At 73.4% G+C, this 16804-nt stretch carries 16 protein-coding genes; 7 read left to right on the forward strand and 9 right to left on the reverse strand.

Going from position 1 to position 16804, the window contains the following annotated elements:
* Window positions 1–2: 2 nt before the first annotated feature.
* The 7 genes from AC27IY_RS03855 to AC27IY_RS03885 all read right to left on the reverse strand — a co-directional run bounded on the left by AC27IY_RS03855 (window position 3) and on the right by AC27IY_RS03885 (window position 8238).
* Window positions 3–707 carry an N-acetylmannosamine-6-phosphate 2-epimerase gene (locus AC27IY_RS03855; RefSeq protein ID WP_487177133.1) on the reverse strand — a complete coding sequence of 235 codons (705 nt, stop codon included), beginning with the start codon at window positions 705–707 and terminating at the stop codon, window positions 3–5.
* A 184-nt stretch (window positions 708–891) separates the two neighbouring features.
* Window positions 892–1818: an ROK family protein gene (locus AC27IY_RS03860; protein ID WP_487177134.1), complete on the reverse strand. Its 927-nt coding sequence runs from the start codon at window positions 1816–1818 to the stop codon at window positions 892–894.
* Window positions 1815–2744, reverse strand: a complete 930-nt coding sequence (locus AC27IY_RS03865; RefSeq protein WP_487177135.1) for a dihydrodipicolinate synthase family protein — start codon at window positions 2742–2744, stop codon at window positions 1815–1817. The genes AC27IY_RS03860 and AC27IY_RS03865 overlap by 4 nt, the downstream gene beginning before the upstream one ends.
* Complete coding sequence (locus AC27IY_RS03870; RefSeq protein WP_423471501.1) at window positions 2741–3730, reverse strand: oligopeptide/dipeptide ABC transporter ATP-binding protein; 990 nt, start codon at window positions 3728–3730, stop codon at window positions 2741–2743. Before AC27IY_RS03870 ends, AC27IY_RS03865 begins: the two co-directional genes overlap by 4 nt.
* A complete protein-coding gene (locus tag AC27IY_RS03875) occupies window positions 3727–5670 on the reverse strand; it encodes a dipeptide/oligopeptide/nickel ABC transporter permease/ATP-binding protein (RefSeq protein ID WP_487177136.1) in 1944 nt (647 codons plus the stop codon). Before AC27IY_RS03875 ends, AC27IY_RS03870 begins: the two co-directional genes overlap by 4 nt.
* 3 nt (window positions 5671–5673) lie before the next feature.
* A complete protein-coding gene (locus tag AC27IY_RS03880; RefSeq protein ID WP_364455867.1) occupies window positions 5674–6624 on the reverse strand; it encodes an ABC transporter permease in 951 nt (316 codons plus the stop codon).
* A 24-nt stretch (window positions 6625–6648) separates the two neighbouring features.
* Window positions 6649–8238 (reverse strand): ABC transporter substrate-binding protein, encoded by a 1590-nt coding sequence (locus tag AC27IY_RS03885; RefSeq protein ID WP_423471505.1) that lies wholly within the window; start codon window positions 8236–8238, stop codon window positions 6649–6651.
* A 131-nt stretch (window positions 8239–8369) separates the two neighbouring features.
* On the opposite strand from AC27IY_RS03885, the gene AC27IY_RS03890 reads away from it, so the two are divergent.
* A complete protein-coding gene (locus tag AC27IY_RS03890) occupies window positions 8370–9092 on the forward strand; it encodes a FadR/GntR family transcriptional regulator (RefSeq protein ID WP_344206382.1) in 723 nt (240 codons plus the stop codon).
* Window positions 9093–9202: 110 nt separating this feature from the next.
* Entirely contained in the window at window positions 9203–10678 is a 1476-nt protein-coding gene (locus AC27IY_RS03895; protein WP_487177137.1) for a sialidase family protein, read from the forward strand.
* A gap of 5 nt (window positions 10679–10683) precedes the next feature.
* Here the strand turns inward: AC27IY_RS03895 and AC27IY_RS03900 are convergent, their stop codons facing one another.
* Window positions 10684–12525: a SpoIIE family protein phosphatase gene (locus AC27IY_RS03900; RefSeq protein WP_487177138.1), complete on the reverse strand. Its 1842-nt coding sequence runs from the start codon at window positions 12523–12525 to the stop codon at window positions 10684–10686.
* A gap of 281 nt (window positions 12526–12806) precedes the next feature.
* On the opposite strand from AC27IY_RS03900, the gene AC27IY_RS03905 reads away from it, so the two are divergent.
* From AC27IY_RS03905 to AC27IY_RS03920, 4 genes are all read left to right on the forward strand, one after another.
* Window positions 12807–13943, forward strand: a complete 1137-nt coding sequence (locus AC27IY_RS03905; RefSeq protein ID WP_487177139.1) for an aromatic ring-hydroxylating oxygenase subunit alpha — start codon at window positions 12807–12809, stop codon at window positions 13941–13943.
* A gap of 188 nt (window positions 13944–14131) precedes the next feature.
* Window positions 14132–14338 (forward strand): cold-shock protein, encoded by a 207-nt coding sequence (locus AC27IY_RS03910; protein ID WP_091085183.1) that lies wholly within the window; start codon window positions 14132–14134, stop codon window positions 14336–14338.
* 150 nt (window positions 14339–14488) lie between these two features.
* Window positions 14489–14719, forward strand: a complete 231-nt coding sequence (locus AC27IY_RS03915) for a hypothetical protein (protein WP_344206378.1) — start codon at window positions 14489–14491, stop codon at window positions 14717–14719.
* Between the two features lie 172 nt (window positions 14720–14891).
* Complete coding sequence (locus AC27IY_RS03920; protein WP_344206377.1) at window positions 14892–15185, forward strand: hypothetical protein; 294 nt, start codon at window positions 14892–14894, stop codon at window positions 15183–15185.
* Between the two features lie 11 nt (window positions 15186–15196).
* Here the strand turns inward: AC27IY_RS03920 and AC27IY_RS03925 are convergent, their stop codons facing one another.
* The gene (locus AC27IY_RS03925) at window positions 15197–15964 is read right to left on the reverse strand and encodes an alpha/beta hydrolase (RefSeq protein ID WP_487177140.1); all 768 of its coding nucleotides are present in this window, start codon (window positions 15962–15964) and stop codon (window positions 15197–15199) included.
* 239 nt (window positions 15965–16203) lie between these two features.
* Between AC27IY_RS03925 and AC27IY_RS03930 the strand changes: the two genes are divergently transcribed.
* A complete protein-coding gene (locus tag AC27IY_RS03930; protein ID WP_487177141.1) occupies window positions 16204–16767 on the forward strand; it encodes a TetR/AcrR family transcriptional regulator in 564 nt (187 codons plus the stop codon).
* Window positions 16768–16804 lie beyond the last annotated feature (37 nt).

The raw sequence follows: 16804 nt of genomic DNA on the forward strand, positions 1-16804 counted from the left end.
GGTCAGGGGCGGGGCGCGGTGCTCGTGACGCGCTCGGCGAACCAGCGGGTGATCGTCGTGGGGTGGGTGATGGCGGTGCCGACGACGACCGCGTACGCGCCCACCTCGATCGCCGCCCCGGCCTGCTCCACCGTGTGGACGCGGCCCTCGGCGACCACCGGGACGGGCAGGTCGGCGGCGAGCCTGGCGAGCAGGTCGAGATCGGGGCCGTCGGTCTTGCGGGAGTAGGGCGTGTAGCCGGCCAGGGTGGTCCCGACGACGTCCGCGCCGGCCTCGGCGGCGGCGACGCCCTCCTCGTACGTGGACACGTCGGCCATGACGAGCCGGCCGGTCCGCTCGTGGACGGCCGTCACGGTCTCGGCGAGACCGCGGCCGTCGGGCCGCGGGCGGCCGGTGCCGTCCACGGCCACGACGTCGGCGCCCGCCTCGGCGACGGCCAGGGCGTGCTCCAGGGTCGGGGTGATGTAGACGTCGCCGTCGCCGTCCTTCCACAGGCCGATGAGCGGCAGGTCCAGGGCGGCCCGGATCCGCCGGAGGTCCTCGACGCCCTGGGCGCGGATCCCGGCGGCGCCGCCCGCCGCGACGGCCTCGGCGACGCGGCGCATGGTGTCGGGGTCGCGCATCGGCTCACCGGGGTAGGCCTGGCACGAGACCACGAGCCGGCCCCGGATCGCCTCCAGCACGGGATGAGCGGCAGTGGGAGTCATCGGTCCTTCCTGATAGGTCATTCGGCCCCCGACCCGCCACCGCCCGCAGGCAGGCCCAGACGGGCAGCCCCGCGGAGGGCGGCGATGGGGGTCATCGGTCTGTCCTGAGAGGTCATTCTGGCCCTGGCCCGCCACCGCCCGTGATCAGGCCCAGGCGGGCAGCCCGGAGAGGGCGGCGGTGGGGTCATTCTGGCGCTGGCCCGCCGAAGTCCGTGGTCAGGGCCAGGCGGGCGGCGCCGAGGAGGGCGGCGGTTGCGGAGAGGGCGGCGGGCCGGACCGGGACGTCCCGGAGGGCGGGCAGCGTCTCGGCGGCGACTGCCGCGCGCAGCGGCCCCCACCAGGGCTCGCCGCATCCGGCGACGCCCCCGCCGATGATCACGATCTCGGGGTCGAGGACGTTCATCAGCCCGCCGATCGCCTGGCCGAGCGCGGTCGCGCCGGTGGCCAGGACCTCGGCCGCCACCGGATCGCCCGCAGCGGCCAGCCGGGCGACCTCGGCGAGGCCGCCGGCGGTCTCCGTCCCGGCCCGGCGGCGGTACGCGCCGAGCAGCGCGGGCCCGGACGCGACCGCCTCCACGTGCCCCTGGCCGCCGCACGGGCACGGCAGCCCGGCCGCCGCCGCCACGGGGACGTGCCCCGCGTGACCGGCCACCGCGTGCGCCCCGTGCCGGACCCGCCCGCCGAGGACCAACGAGGCCCCGACGCCGGTGCCGACGGCGACGAGCAGGACGTCGGCGTGGCCGGCGGCGGCGCCGCGCCACAGCTCGCCGAGGGCGTGCGCGTGCACGTCGTTGTCGACGGCCACCGGCAGGCCCAGCCTGCGCGACAGCTCGCCGCGCAGGTCGGTGCCGGCCCAGCCGGCGAGCGCGCTGGTGGCGGAGACGACCACCCCGCGTACGGGGTCGATGACGCCCGCGCTGCCGACGCCGACGGCGGTCACGCCCTCCCGGAGGAGGGAGCGGACGAGACCGGCGGCCGTGGCGAGGATCGCCTCGCGGCCCTCGGCGCCGGGGGTGGGCCTGGTCGCGGTCTCCAGCAGCTCGCCGGAGGGATCGACCAGGCCGGCGGCGGTCTTCGTCCCGCCGATGTCGAGGCCGACGACGAGACTCACAGCAGCCCGGCCTCCTCCAGCCGGGCGGCCACGGTCCGGGTCTCCTCGGCGGTCAGCTCGCGCATCGGCGCGGCGACGGCGGCCCGGTCGATGACCTTCCGCAGGGCGAGCGCGGTCTTGAACGCGCCGACGCCCCGCGTGCTGCCGCCCGCGCTGTCCGGGGAAGCGGCCTCGACGATGCGGAACAGCCGGGCCAGGCGGTCCTGCTCGGCCCTGGCGTCCGCCCAGCGGGCCTCGGCGCAGGCCCGCAGCAGCCGTACGTAGCCGTGCGGGTCGACGTTGGCGAGGCCGGGCACGGCGCCGTCGGCTCCGGCCAGCATCATCGCGTCGACCACGACCTCGTGCCCGGTCAGCGCCGAGAAGCCCGGCATCCCGGACGCGCCCAGGACGACCTGGCGGAAGCCGACGTCGTCGCCGCTGGAGTCCTTGAGGCCGTCGATGACGCCGTCGGCGGCCAGCGCCAGGGTCTGCTCGACGGTGAGCTTGGTGTGCACCGACACCGGCACGTCGTAGGCGAGGAGCGGCACCTCGACGGCCGCCTTGACGGCGCGGAAGTGCCGGTCGACCTCGACGGGGTGGACGCGGGCGTAGAACGGCGGGGTCACCACGACGGCGTCCGCGCCGAGCTTGGCGGCGATCTCGGCCCGTTCGATCACGCGGGGGGTGGTGGTCTCGATGCAGCCGGCGAGCACGGGCACCCGGCCCGCCGCCGTCCGGATCACGACCTCCAGCGCCCTGTCCCGGCGGGAGTCGGTGAGGAAGGCGCTCTCGCCGGAGCTGCCGAGCGCGAACAGCGCGTCGACACCCGCCTCGATCAGGAACTCGACCAGCCGCTCCAGCGATGCCGCGTCGACCTCGCCCTCCGTCGTCAGTGGCGTGACGATCGGGGGGACGACGCCGCGGAAGCGGGGTGTGCGGGGACTCAAAGGACGCTCCTTACAGGGGTTTCGGGGTGGAGGCAGTGCCAGGAGTGCGCGGGGTCGGCTTCGGCGTGCGTCGCGGAAGGGAACTCGGCGGCGCACGCGTCGGTGGCCTTCCAGCAGCGGGTGCGGAAGGGACATCCGGACGGCGGGTGGGTGGCCGACGGGACCGGGCCGGTGAGGACGATCCGCTCGCCGTCGTCGAGCAGGCTGGGCGTGGCGGAGAACAGGGCCCGGGTGTAGGGGTGGCGGGCGTGCCCGGCCACCTCGGCGGTCGGGCCCTCCTCGACGACCCGGCCGAGGTACATCACCGCGATCCGGTCGGCCAGGTAGCGCACCGTCTGGATGTCGTGGGAGATGAACACCAGCCCCAGCCCGAGCTCTGTCCGCAGGTCGAGCAGCAGGTTGAGCACCTGGGCGCGGACGGAGACGTCGAGCGCGCTGGTGGGCTCGTCGGCGACGATCACGTCGGGTTCGAGGGTCAGGGCGCGCGCGACGGCGACCCGCTGGCGCTGCCCGCCGGACAGCTGCCCGGGGAGCGCCGCGGCGACGTGGCCGGGCAGCCCGACGAGGTCGAGCAGGTCGCGTACCCGCTCCTCGCGCTGGCGGGGCGTCCCCCTGCGGTGCACGTCGAGCGGGTCGCGCAGGATGCGGCGGACGGGCAGGCGGGGGTTCAGCGCGGTGGAGGCGTCCTGGAACACCATGGCGACCGCGGCGCCGGCCTCGCGGCGGCGGCGTCTGGCCGGCAGCGTCCACAGGTCCTCGCCGCGGAAGCGCACCGTTCCGGAGGTGGGGGCCTGGAGGCCGACCACCACCTTGGCCAGGGTGGACTTGCCGCACCCCGACTCGCCGACCACGCCGAGGATCTCGCCGCGGCGTACGGACACGGTGGCGTCGCTGAGCGCGTGCACCTTGTCGCGGTGGATCAGCCCGCCGCTGCGCGCGGTGTGCACGACGTGCACGTGTTCGAGGCTGACGACGGGTTCGGTCACGACTGTCCCCCTCCGGGGTGGAAGCAGGCCCGCGCGTGCTCGCGCGGATCGCCGGCCAGCGGCGGCGTCTCGGCGCGGCAGAGCGCGTCGGCCGCCGGGCACCGGTTGGCGAAGCGGCAGCCGGGCCCGAAGTCCTGCGGGGCGGGCACCATGCCGGCCACCTGGTGCAGCCGCTTCGCCCCCGCCTCCAGGGTGAGCACCGAGCCGAGCAGGCCGCGGGCGTAGTGGTGGCGGGCGCCGGACAGCAGCGAGCCGGTGGCGCCGACCTCGGCGAGCTGGCCCGCGTACATGACGGCGACGCGGTGCACGAGCTGCCCGACCAGGCCGAGGTCGTGGGAGACCAGCACCATGGCGAAGCCGAGCTCCTCGCGCAGCCGGATCAGCAGCTCGACCACCTGGGCCTGCACGGTCACGTCGAGCGCGGTGGTCGGCTCGTCGGCGACCAGCAGGCGCGGGCTGCGGGACAGCGCCATCGCGATGAGCACCCGCTGGCGCTGGCCGCCGGACAGCTCGTGGGGGTAGCTGCTCGGGGTGCGGCGCGGGTCGAGGCCGACGAGTTCGAGCAGCTCCTCCGGCGTACGGGTGCCGCCCCGCCTGGTGAGCTGGCGCAGCTGGGTGCCGACGAGGACGGACGGGTTCAGCGACGACATGGCGTCCTGGTAGACCATGGCGATCTCCGGGCCGGAGATGGCCCGCCGCTCGCGGGGCGGCAGGTCGAGGATGTCGCGGCCCTCGTACAGGATGCGGCCGCTGGTCTCGGCGCCGCGCGGCAGCAGCCCCATGATCGCCAAGCTGGTCAGGCTCTTGCCGCAGCCGGACTCCCCCACCAGGCCCAGCGTCTCGCCGACGCGGACGTCGAAGGAGAGCCCCTGGACGACGGGGACGTCGCCGTAGCGCTGCGGGAAGCGGATCGTGAGGTCCTCGACCGACAGCAGGGGCGCGGCCCCGGGCGGCAGCGGCGGGACGCGCGGCGCCCGTTCGCGCACCCGGTCGGCGAGCCGGGCGAGCGCGTCGTCCACCTCGGCGGCCTGCGCGGGGGCGGTCCGCGGCGCGCTCTCCTCCTCGGCGCGGACGGCCGCCGTGCGGCGGGCCGAGCGCGGCGCGGCCCAGGCGTCGGTCAGCCCCTCGGCCAGCAGGTTGAGCGCGAGCACGGTGACGAGGATCGCCAGGCCGGGGAAGAACGTGGCCCACCAGCCGCCGGACAGCACGATCTGCCGGCCGTAGGCGAGGACGTTGCCCCAGCTCGGCGCCGGGTCCTGGATGCCCGCGCCGATGAAGGACAGGCTGGCCTCGAAGATGATCGCGTCGGCCACGAGGACGGTGGCGAAGACCATGATCGGCGCGGCGCAGTTGACGGCGACGTGCCTGATCAGGATGTGCCTGCGGGGCGCGCCGAGCACCTGCTCCGCGGCGACGTAGTCCTCGCCGTACTGGGCGAGGACGTTGGCGCGTACGACGCGGGTGAGCTGCGGCACGTACAGGAAGGCGATCGTCATGATGAGGACGGGCAGGTGGCGGCCGAACACCGCGACGAGCACCGCGGCGAGCGCGATGCCGGGGAAGGCCATGATCACGTCCAGGACGCGCATGATGCCCTCGTTGACGGCCTTGCGCGAGGTGGCCGCGAGGCTGCCCAGCACCGCGCCGGCCAGCACGGCGAGCGCGGTGGCGCCGAGGCCGATGAGCAGCGAGGAGCGGGCGCCGTGCGCGATCCTGGCGAACACGTCGCGCCCGGCCCGGTCGGTGCCGAGCCAGTGGTCGCCGCCCGGCGGGGCGGCGGGCGTGCCGGTGGCGAGCGGGTCGCCGGCGAACAGCGGCGCGAGCACCGCGAACAGCGCGACGGCGACCAGCACGGCCAGGGAGACGGCGGCGACCGGCGAGAGGCGGCGGAAGCCGATCCCGGCCCGGGACAGCCGGGCGGTCAGTCCTGCTCTGAGCATGTCTCACACCACCCTGATCCGCGGGTTGACGACGAGGTAGAGCAGGTCCACCACCAGGTTGACGACGAGGAACGCCAGCGCGATCGTCAGCACCGCGCCCTGCACCAGCGCCACGTCGCCGTTGGTGACGCCTTCGAGGATGAGCTTGCCCATGCCCGGCAGGTCGAAGATCGTCTCGATGACGACGGCGCCGCTCAGCAGGTAGCCGACCCGCAGGCCGAGCACGGTCAGCGGGGTGATGAGCGCGTTGCGCAGCGCCCCGCGGACGACGACGGCGCGGGGCAGGCCGTTGCCGGTCGCCGTCCGTACGTAGTCCTTGTCGAGTTCCTCCACCATCGAGGTGCGCACCAGGCGCGACAGCGAGGCCGCGACGGGCACGGCGATCGCCACCGCGGGCAGCGTGAGCGACCGCAGCCAGCCCGCCGGGGAGTCGGCCGGGTTGACGTAGCCGCCGGTCGGGAAGACGTCGAGGCCGAGCGCGAACTCCTGGATGAGCAGGATGCCCAGCCAGAACGACGGCACCGCCACCCCGGCGACGGACAGCACGCGGGTGAGCTGGTCCGGCCACCGGTCCCGGTACAGCGCGCCGACGACGCCGAAGGCCAGGGCGCCGGCGACGGCGAGCACCAGGCCGAGGGCGGTGAGCTGCATGGTGAGGGGGAAGGCCGTGACGACCCGGTCCACCACAGGGGCGGCCGGCGGGGCGGTGTAGCCCAGGTCGCCCTGGACGAGCTGCCCCAGGAAGCGCACGTAGCGCACCGGAAGCGGGTCGTCCAGGCCGTGCTCGGCCCGGTAGGCGGCACGCGCCTCTGGGCTCGCGCCTTCGCCCAGCGCGTTGTAGGCCGGGTCGTTGGGCGAGAACTGGAGGACCACGAAGACCAGCAGGGTGACGCCCAGCAGCATGGGCGGCAGCGTCACCAGCCGTCTCGCGGTCATCCGGAGGAATGCGAACATGGTGCTTTCTTGTCGGAGCGGGGGTCAGACGCGCGCGACGTCGAGGAAGGACAGGCCCGTCGTGGGGATGGGCTTGAAGCCGGACAGTACCTTGTCGTCCCAGGCGGTCGGCAGCTTGCGGTGCAGGATCGGGTAGAGCGGCGCCTCCTCGGCGGCCAGGTCCACCGCCTGGGCCCACAGCTTCTTCTGCTCGGCGGCGTCGTCGGTCTGGACCGCGGCGTCGAGCAGCTCCAGCATCTTCTTCGCCTCGGCGGTGCCGTCCCAGCGGTAGCGCTTGGTGGGCCAGATGCCGTCGTAGAACCAGCGCAGCAGCAGGTCCATGTCGTTGCCGAACACCGAGGGGTCGCCGGGCGCGACCAGGACCTCGAACTCGCCGGGGTCGATCTTGTTGGTGTACTGGCCGCCGGACTGGCCGATGTCGAGGGTGGTGGAGACGCCGACGGCGTCCCAGGACTCCTTGATGATGGGGACGATGTCCTTCACCCAGCCGGCGTCCGTGGTGACCATGGTGATGTCGAGCTTGTCGACGCCGGCCTCCTTGAGCAGGGCCTTGGCCTTGTCGGGGTCGTAGCCGTAGACGGTGGCGGCGCGGGCGTAGGCGGGGTGCGTCTCCTGGACGTAGCCGGTGGCGGCGGCGCCGTTGCCGAGCATGCCGGTCCGGATGACCTTGTCCTTGTCGATGGCGTAGTGCAGCGCCTGGCGCACCCGCTTGTCGTCGAAGGGCTTGCGGGAGCAGTTGAACATGAGGAAGAGCAGGCCGAAGGACTGGACCGACTCCATCTTGTGCTTCTGGCCCACCTTCTCGGCGTCGAGGTAGGGGACGTCCTCGATGGCGGCGACGCGCCCCGACTCCAGCGCGGTCACCCGCGCCGACGGGTCGGACAGCAGCCGCCAGGTCATGCTCTTGACCTTCGCGGGCCGCGGGCCGTTGTACTTGTCCCACCGCTCGAAGACGATCTTGTCCTCCTTGGTGGCCTCAAGCACGCGGTACGGTCCTGAGCCCACCGGCTTGGCGTCGAAGCCGGCCTTGTCCTTCTCCACGAGCGCCTTCGGCACGACCTTGACGACCGCCAGCCGCTCCTTCAGCAGCGGGAAGGCGTGCTTGAGCTTGATCTCCACGGTCTTGTCGTCCACGGCGGTGACCTGCGACACGAACGGGATGAACTGCACCATGAGGGAGGCGTTGGCCGGGTCCAGCACGCGGGCGAAGCTGAAGGCCACGTCGGCGGCCGTGACCGGCGAGCCGTCGTGGAAGGTGGCGCCGTCGCGCAGGGCGATCCTGACGGTGGTGTCGTCCACCTGCTGCGGCTCGCCGGCCGCGAGGGCCGCGTACGACTCGCGGGTGACCGGGTCGAGGTCGAACAACGCCTCGAAGACGTGCATGTTGGCGGCGACGGGGGTGGCGCCGGAGGAGGTCATCGGGTCGAACCCGGTCGACAGCGCGTACGAGATGCCCGCCTCGATCGTGTCGGCGCCGGCGGCGGGGGCCGCGCTGCCGGTGGAGGCGGGGCCAGAGCAGGCGGCGAGCGAGCCCGTGAAAGCGGTGGCGGCGCTCACGGCCCCCACGAACCGCAGGAAGTCGCGGCGGTTGACGGACGCTTGGGGGTTGGGCATGGCGTCCCCTCTCGGGTGGTGGTGCGGGTTCTGGATGTCACGCCGAGGCGCATGGGCATACGATGTCTGACGTCTAACGTCGGTCTGCGCGAATGTAGACGACTTATGAACGAAAGGGCAAGATGTTGGCCGTGATCGACCCCATCTCGCGACCCGCTCGCAGTGCGCAACTACGCCCGCGCGAGGTGGCGGAGCGCATCAAGCAGTACATCCTGCAGAACCGCCTCGGCCCCGGCGACGCCCTGCCCACCGAGGCGGAGCTGTGCGCGGCGGTCGGCGCGAGCCGGTCCAGCGTGCGCGAGGCGATCCGGATCCTCACCGCGCTCGACATCGTCGAGGTCAGGCACGGTTACGGCACCTACGTCGGCACGCTGTCGCTGGCCGCCCTGGTCGAGAGCCTCACCTTCCGCGGCCTGCTCAGCCGCGACGACGACTTCCGGGTGCTGGCCGAGCTGGTCGAGGTGCGCCAGACGCTGGAGCAAGGGCTGGCGGCCGCCATCACCACCGCGCTCGACCAGGACCTGCACCTGGAGCTGGGGCGGCTCGCCGACCAGATGGACGAGCGGGCGCGGGCCGGCAAGACGTTCATCGAGCAGGACAGGGAGTTCCACCTGCTGCTCATGAAGCCGCTCGGCAACGAGCTGGTCACCCAGCTCACCGCCGCCTTCTGGGACGTGCACGCGATCGTGGCGCCGGCGCTGCACACCACGCCCGCGTCGGTGCGCGAGACGGTGGCGGCCCACCACGCGATCGTCGAGGCGCTGTTCGCCCGCGACCTCGACGGGTTCACCGACGCGGTCGCCGCCCACTACGCCCCCGTGCGGCGGCACCTGAAGGAGAACCGCGGGCTCTGACCCTCGGGCCGGAGGGGGCCGTTGACGGGTCGCCGCCGGCGATCTAGCGTACGGGACGTCTGACGTCTGACGCTCGGTTGCTCTTCCACCCCCTCGACCAAGGAGCGATCATGCTGCGCGGCCTCTTAGCCCTCGTCCTGTTCCTCGCGGCCACGGCCGCCCTCTCCCCCGCGCCCGCCGCCGCGGACGCCTCCGGCATCTCGGCGACCGCCGGGTTCGACTGCACCGACAGCCGCCTCCAGCTCGTCCTGGAGAACCGCACCGGCGCGCAGCGGACGTTCACGGTCACCTGGCCGGGCCGCAGCGGCTCGCCGTGGACGCGCACCATCGCCGCGGGCGGCAACGCGCTGCTCTACTGGACGGTGCCCGCGGGGACGCCCTACTCGCTGCGGACCGTCACCGACGGATTCGACACCACCCGCTCCGGCACCGCCCGCTGCGGCCTGGCCGCCGGCACGCCGCAGCTCAACACGACCACGCTGCTGCGCACCAGCACCACGATCAGCGGGCTCAACGGCCCGGACGGCACGTACGCCGGCACCGTGAAGTCGGTGCGCATCCCCGGCATGGCGGTCACCGGCGACGGCACGATCCTCGCCGTCGCCGACGCCCGCGTGGACGGCTCCTACGACCTCGGCGGCGGCACCAACAACATCCAGATCGTGCTGATGCGCAGCACCGACGGCGGCCTGACCTGGCAGGCGCCGCGCGTCATCCACCACGCGGCCACCACGTCGGAGGGCGTCGGCGACCCCAGCGTGCTGGTCGACCGGGCGACCGGGACCGCCTACGTCTTCTACACCTACTCGCCCCGGCCCGGCATCAGCTTCTGGTCCGCCGGCTCCGGCTCCAACGCCGCCGGCGACCGCGACAGCCTGCACATCCAGTACGTCAAGAGCACCGACCACGGCGTGACGTGGAGCGCGCCCGTGGAGCTCAACCCGTCCGTCAAGGACCCGAGCTGGCAGCAGCTCTTCGCCTCCTCCGGGCACGGCGTCCAGACCAGCACCGGCCGGCTCGTGCAGCCCATCGTCTACCGTGACTCCGCCGGCACCAGCCACGCGGCGAACATCTACAGCGACGACCACGGCGTCACCTGGCGGCGCGGCTCCTCCGCGGCCGGCGGCGTGAACGAGAGCAAGGCCGTCGAGCGCTCGACCGGCGCCGTCACCCAGAACATGCGGCACAACTCCGTCCGCTCCCGCTATCTCGCCACCTCCACCGACGGCGGGGTGACGTTCGGCGCGGCCACGGCCAGCGCGGTGCTCAACGACCCGCTGTGCAACGCCGACGAGCTGTCCTACCTCACGCCCGCGCAGCGCGGCTCGAACGGCGCGCCCGTCCGCACCGCGACGGCCCTCTACAGCGGCAACGCCCACCCGAGCGCACGCAGCGACCTGACCGTACGCCTGTCCACCGACGACGGCGCCACCTGGCCGACCAGGGCGCTGATCAGGACCGGCACGGCCGGCTACTCCACCATGGCCGTGCTCGCCGACGGCCAGGCCGGCGTGCTCTACGAGATCGGCGACACCGGCGGCATCGTCTTCGCCCGCTTCACGCTCGACTGGCTGCGAACCGCCTGACCCGCCTACCCGGGCGGCACCCGGATGGCGAGCAGCGCGATGTCGTCGTCCGGGTGGTCCCCGGCCACCGCGGCCACGGCGTTCAGCAGGTCGGGCAGCGGCCGGTCCCTGCAGGCGCCCAGCACGGCGATGACCTCGGCCGTCGCCTCGTCGATGGTGGTGCCCGGCCGGTCCACGAGCCCGTCGGTGTAGAGCAGCAGGACGGCGCCCGGCTTGAGGAAGCGCTGGTGGTCGTGGCGCGGGCCGGGGTCCAGGCCGGGGAACAGCAGGACGCCGTGCTCCTCCAGGCACTCGGCCGGCGCGCCGGGACGCGCCAGCAGCGGCGGCGGATGCCCCGCGTTGGTCCAGGTGAAGCTCCAGCTCCCGGACCTGGCGGCCGGGGCCAGGTGACCGAGGAGGAGCGTTCCACTCAGGTGCAGGTCCAGCACCCCGCAGGCCTGCTGGAGCGCGGTGACGGCGGCCGCGGGCCCGAGCCCCGGATGGTCGAGCACGGCCTGGCGCAGCATGGCGCGGGTCTGCCCCATGACGGTGGCGGCCTGCATGTCGTGGCCGGTGATGTCCCCGACCGCGATGGTCAGGGCGGGGGCCGCCGGGGTCTGGCCGGGCAGCGGGAAGGCGTCGTACCAGTCGCCGCCCACGAGGTCGTCGGTCGCCGCGGCCAGGTAGAGCGCGGCGAGGTCCAGGCCGGGGGCGGCCGGCAGGTCGGTCAGCATCGCGCTCTGCAGCTGGCGGGCCACGCTGACCCGCTCGTCCAGCACGCTGGCCCGCTGCACCGCCTGGCTGACGTAGCCGGCGATCGCGGTGAGCACCGCCCGTTCCGAGGGGCCCGCGTGGTGCGGCTCGCCCCAGCCGATCAGCAGCACCCCGTGCACCTCGCCGGCGTGCGCCAGCGGCACGCACACCAGCGCGCGGACGTCCAGCAGGGCGAACGCGCCCGCGACGCCCTCGCCGTACGCGCGGGCCAGCTCGCCGGGGTCGCCGGCGGAGACCAGCCGCCGCTCCCGCGCCGCGTGGGCCACCGGATGGTTCTCGTCCAGCGCGCAGGAGAGCGCGGGCCGGGCGCCGGGCGGCACCGGCTCCGTCCCCGTGTCCGGCATCGGGCGCAGCCGGCCGTCCTGAAGCAGAATGAGGCTCGTACGCACGGGCTTGAGCGGGTCGCTGACCAGGTTGCGCAGCAGGTGCTGCACGTCGTCCAGCGTGGCCGCGCCCGCCAGCTCCTGCGAGGCGCGCAGCAGCAGCTCGGCGGCGTCCCATCCGGCCTGGGCGCGCACGCCCGCCTGCTCGGCCGCCAGCCTGGCCTGCTCCGCGACGCGGTGGTCCCGCTCGGCGTCCTGCTGCGCCAGCAGCGCGCTCCTGGCGGCGGCCCGCGACCGCAGCTCCGCCGAGCAGGCGGCGGCCAGGTCGGTCAGGTCCGCCAGCTGCGCGTCGGTCCATGCCCGCGCGGCGGGGCCGGCCGCGCACAACACGCCCAGCACCTGGCCGGCGGCGGTCAGCGGCATCCCGGCGTAGGCGGCCAGGCCCCATTGCCGCTCGGCGACCGGCGGCTGCCCGGCGAAGCGAACGTCGGCCCGCACGTCGGTCACGACCAGTGGCTCGCCGGTCGCCGTCACCCGGCCGGACAGCGAACGCGACAGCGGCAGCCGGCGCAGGGCGTCCCGCCGCTCCTTGAGCCCGACCAGGCCGGGCAGCGTCAGCCGGTCCGCCTCCGCCAGCGCCACCATCGCCACGGGCACGCCCATGACGCTGGCCGCGAGCCGGGCGAACCGCTCCATCCCCGCGTCGGGGGCCGGCGCCAGACCGGCCTGCCGCGCGGCCGGGCGCCGGGTCGTCCCGGCCGGCCTCACCATCCGCGCCCGCCCTGATCCGAGGCCCCAGCACGGGGCCCCCGTCTCTCCTTTGCCGGCCGCGTGGCCGAATCGCGCATCTTCCCCCGCTCGGTTCTCATCTCGATCTCCCTACCATCGGGACAACGCCGTCCTACCCCGAACCCCGCCGACCCGATCGAAATTCACCCGAAACCGCAGGTCAGCGGGGTTATGTCGAGGTGCGGCGGAAGGCGGGTATTGATCCGCCGCCGTCCCGATCATTAGTCTCGGTGCCCTGCGCACGTGCCGCATCTGGAGGCCCGGTGAGCCCGGACACATCCCCCGACTTCGCGCGCATCGCCGCCGGATACGACCCCGATCCCGCGCTGTCGATGTCCCTGCACGCCGACGCCTACACCGATCCCGCCTGGTTCGCCGTCGACCAGCGGGAGATCTTCGCGCGCACCTGGCAGTGGCTGTGCCACGGGGAGAAGCTGCGCGAGCCGGGCGGCTACGTGACGGCCACGGTGGCCGGCATGCCGATCGCGGCCGTCCGCGACGAGACCGGCACGTTGCGGGCGTTCTACAACGTGTGCAAGCACCGGGCGCACGAGCTGCTGTCGGGCTCGGGGGTGCGGCGCAGCATCGTGTGCCCATACCACGCCTGGACCTTCGACCTGACCGGCCGGCTGCGGCGGGCGCGCAACACCGGCGGCATGCCGGGCTTCGACCCCTCCGGGGTGTGCCTGGACCGGATCCAGGTGGCCGAGTTCGCCGGCATGGTCTACGTCAACCTCGACCCGGCGGCGGCGCCACTGGCGGAGCAGGCGGCCGGGCTGGAGGCGGACGTCCTGGCCCGCGCTCCCGACGTGGCCGGGCTGACCCTCGCCCGCCGGCTCACCTACGACATCGCCTCCAACTGGAAGAACGTCGTCGACAACTTCCTGGAGTGCTACCACTGCCACGTGGCGCACAAGGACTTCGTGTCCCTGGTGGACATGAGCACCTACAAGGTCACCACGTACGGGATCTACTCCAGTCACATGGCCGACGCCGGCACGGCCGCGAACTCCGCCTACGACGTCTCGGGCGCGACGGTCACCGAGCACGCGGTCTGGTGGCTGTGGCCCAACACCTGCCTGCTGCGCTACCCCGGACGCGGGAACTTCATGGTGCTGCAGATCATCCCCGACGGGCCCGAGCGCACCCGCGAGACCTGGGACTTCTACCTGGAGACCGCCGAGCCGGACGAGGCGGAGCTGGACAGCATCCGCTACATCGACGAGGTCCTCCAGGTGGAGGACATCGCCCTGGTGGAGAGCGTCCAGCGCGGCATGCGCACCCCCGCCTTCACCCAGGGGAAGATCGTGTACGACCCGGACGGGTCCGGCCTGTCGGAGCACGCCGTGCACCACTTCCACGGCCTGGTGCTCGACGCGTACCGGCGTGCCGGTGCGTGAGCAGGTGGGACGAGTGTGTTAGCCTGGACGGGTTGCAGTTATGGTACCCATAGGACTTATGCGCGCCTGACAGAGTGATCTTCGGGCGCGTTTTTTGTTGGCCGGTTTCCCCGGGGGGTTCATTGCGGCGGCACGAGATTCACGAGGTGTGAATTCTCAGTAAACGGCACTGTCAGAAGGAGATCGACATGGCCACCGGTACCGTCAAGTGGTTCAACTCGGAAAAGGGCTTCGGCTTCATCGCGCAGGACGGCGGCGGCGCCGACGTCTTCGCTCACTACTCCAGCATCGTCTCCAACGGCGGCTACCGTGAGCTGGTCGAGGGCCAGAAGGTTTCCTTCGACGTCGTCCAGGGCCAGAAGGGCCTGCAGGCGGAGAACATCGTCACCGCCTGACCCCGGCGCTTTTCGCCGCCGGCGCCCGCGCCCGACGCGGGCGCCGGCGGCTCGCCACGCCCGGATCGCCAGCCGGATCACCGCGGCGACATGCGGCGCATTTTCCCAGCTGGCTCGCTTTACCCGCAGGATGGGCGCATACTTGTTCAAATGAGACGTACTGCGCCCACAGTCCGGCGGCGGCCGCCCGGCAGCCCCTTCAACACCCCGGAAATCCCGGCTCCGCCGGTCGAGGAATACACGGTCGGCGACCGTGTCAGCCACGACAAGTACGGCCTCGGCCGGGTCCTCGCGGTCGAGCAGGACGTCGCCGTTCTCATTGACTTCGGCACCGCGACCTACCGCGTTCCCGCGCCGAACGCCAAGCTCGTGAAGCTGTGACGATCCTCGGCCGACCGTCCGACCATCCGGAGGACGCACCATCAGCGAGGCACCAGGTCACCCCACACGCCGTCGCATAGTCGAAAGCGCCGTCTTCGGCGCCCGCGACCGGTCCGGCCCCGAGGCCGCCCACTGGACCTGCCCCCACGGGCAGCACGTCGGCCAGGGCTGTGTGACCTGCTACCGCGCCGCGACCGAGGCCGACCCGGCGCTGCCGCTGTGGGACGCCGTGGCGTGGTTCACCTCGCCGAAGCCGATCCCGATCAAGGTTCTGCACGACGTGCACCGTCACGGCCGCCACTTCCTGCTCGACCAGCCCTCGACGCCCCTGGTGTTCCTGCTGAGCGGCCAGGCCCGGGCGGCCCAGGCGGTGGAGGCGGTGGCGGGGCTGATCGGGTTCCTCATCGCGAACCGGAGCGTCGTCGACGACTTCACCGTGACGGAAGTGCGCGCCGTGCGGTTCTGACCGTCCCCTGATCAGAGGTGGGCGGCGAGGAAGTCCAGGATCTCCGCTCGCGCCGCCTCGGCCTGGGGCGCGAGGCCCGGCATGCTGAGGAACGCGTGCCCCGCGCCGGTGTACTCGGTGAGCCGCGCGGGCGTCCCGGCCGCCCGCAGCCGTTCGGCGTAGCGGCGACCGTGATCGGCCACCGGGTCCTCGGTCGGCACCACGACGAGCGCCGGGGCCAGCCCGCCCAGTTCGTCCGCGTGCAGCGGCGAGAGCGCGCGGGCGTCGGTCCCCGGCGGCACGGCGAGCCGCCGGAAGAGCCGCAACTGGGGCATGGAGAGTGCCGGGCTGTCGGCGTGCCGGACGGTCGAGGGGTGGTCGAACATCGTCCCCGTCACGTCGGCCGCGGTGTTGACCAGCACCTGCGCCCGCAGGCCGAGGCCGGCCTCCCTGGCCCGGATCGCCGCCAGGGCGCTGATCAGCCCTCCGCAGCTCTCGCCGAAGACGGCCGCCCGCGCCGGGTCCACACCCCACTGCGCGGCGTGCTCCGCCACGTGCCGCAGGACGCCCCAGCCGTCGTCTACCGCCGCCGCCAGCGGGGTTTCCGGGGCGAGGAGGCGGTGCTCGACCGAGACGACGACCGCGGGCAACCGTACGGCGAGGTGGCTGTTCACCCAGTCGCTCTGCACCGCCGTGCCGACGAAGCCGCCGCCGTGCACGTGCAGCACGAGCGGCAGGTCCGCGCCGCCGCCTTCTGGACGGTGGACGCGCACCGGGAGGTCGCGGCCGGGCAGGGACACCTGCCGCCAGTCGATCGAGGCGCCCGGTTCCGGGTCGCCGGTGATCGCGCTAGCCGGGGGGGGGACGCCCGTACGCGGTTCTCCGCGTCGCGGTAGGCGATCAGCTCCTCGTCGGTGATGGTGTCCCAGTCCGGCTCCGGCGGACGCTGCGCGGTGACCTCACTCATGACTTTCCTTTCGCCAGTTTCGATACTTGAGGTTTCGATACTCAAGGTAGCGCAAACGGTAACGTATGGAGCATGGCCTCCACCACCCGGCCGCCCGGTCGGCCCCGCGCCGGACTCCACGACGTGGTCTTCGCCGCGACGCTGCGCACGGTCCACGAGCTCGGCTACGCCCGCGCCACCGTCGAGCGCATCGCCGCCGCGGCCGGCGTGGCCAAGACGACGATCTACCGCCGCTGGCCGTCCAAGGGCGAGCTGATCGTGGACTGTCTCCTGGACGCGTTCGGCCCGGTGCCGCTGGCGGGCGCCGACCGGGCCGGACTGATGTCCTCGGCCATCGGCTGGATCGCGGCGAAGATCGGCGAACCGGGGGTGGGCGACGCGTTCGCGGGCGTGTTCAGCGACGCCGTCAGCGACCCGGGCCTGCGCGAGGTCCTGGCCACGCGGCTGCAGGACCCCTACCGGCGGGCGCTCCAGGACGCGCTCGGCGAGCCCGAGAGCCGGGTCCTGTTCTTCATCGACGTCGTCGTCGGAGCCCTGCTGCACCGGATGGGCATGACCGGCGAGCCGATGGTGGACACCGACGTCGCCGCCCTGACCGAGATGGTCCTGGCCCACTTCGCCACCGGCCCGGCCTGACACGGGGTGAAATTTTCAGGTGTGACGTGCCCGGACG

This window comes from Nonomuraea sp. B208 (assembly GCF_057536035.1).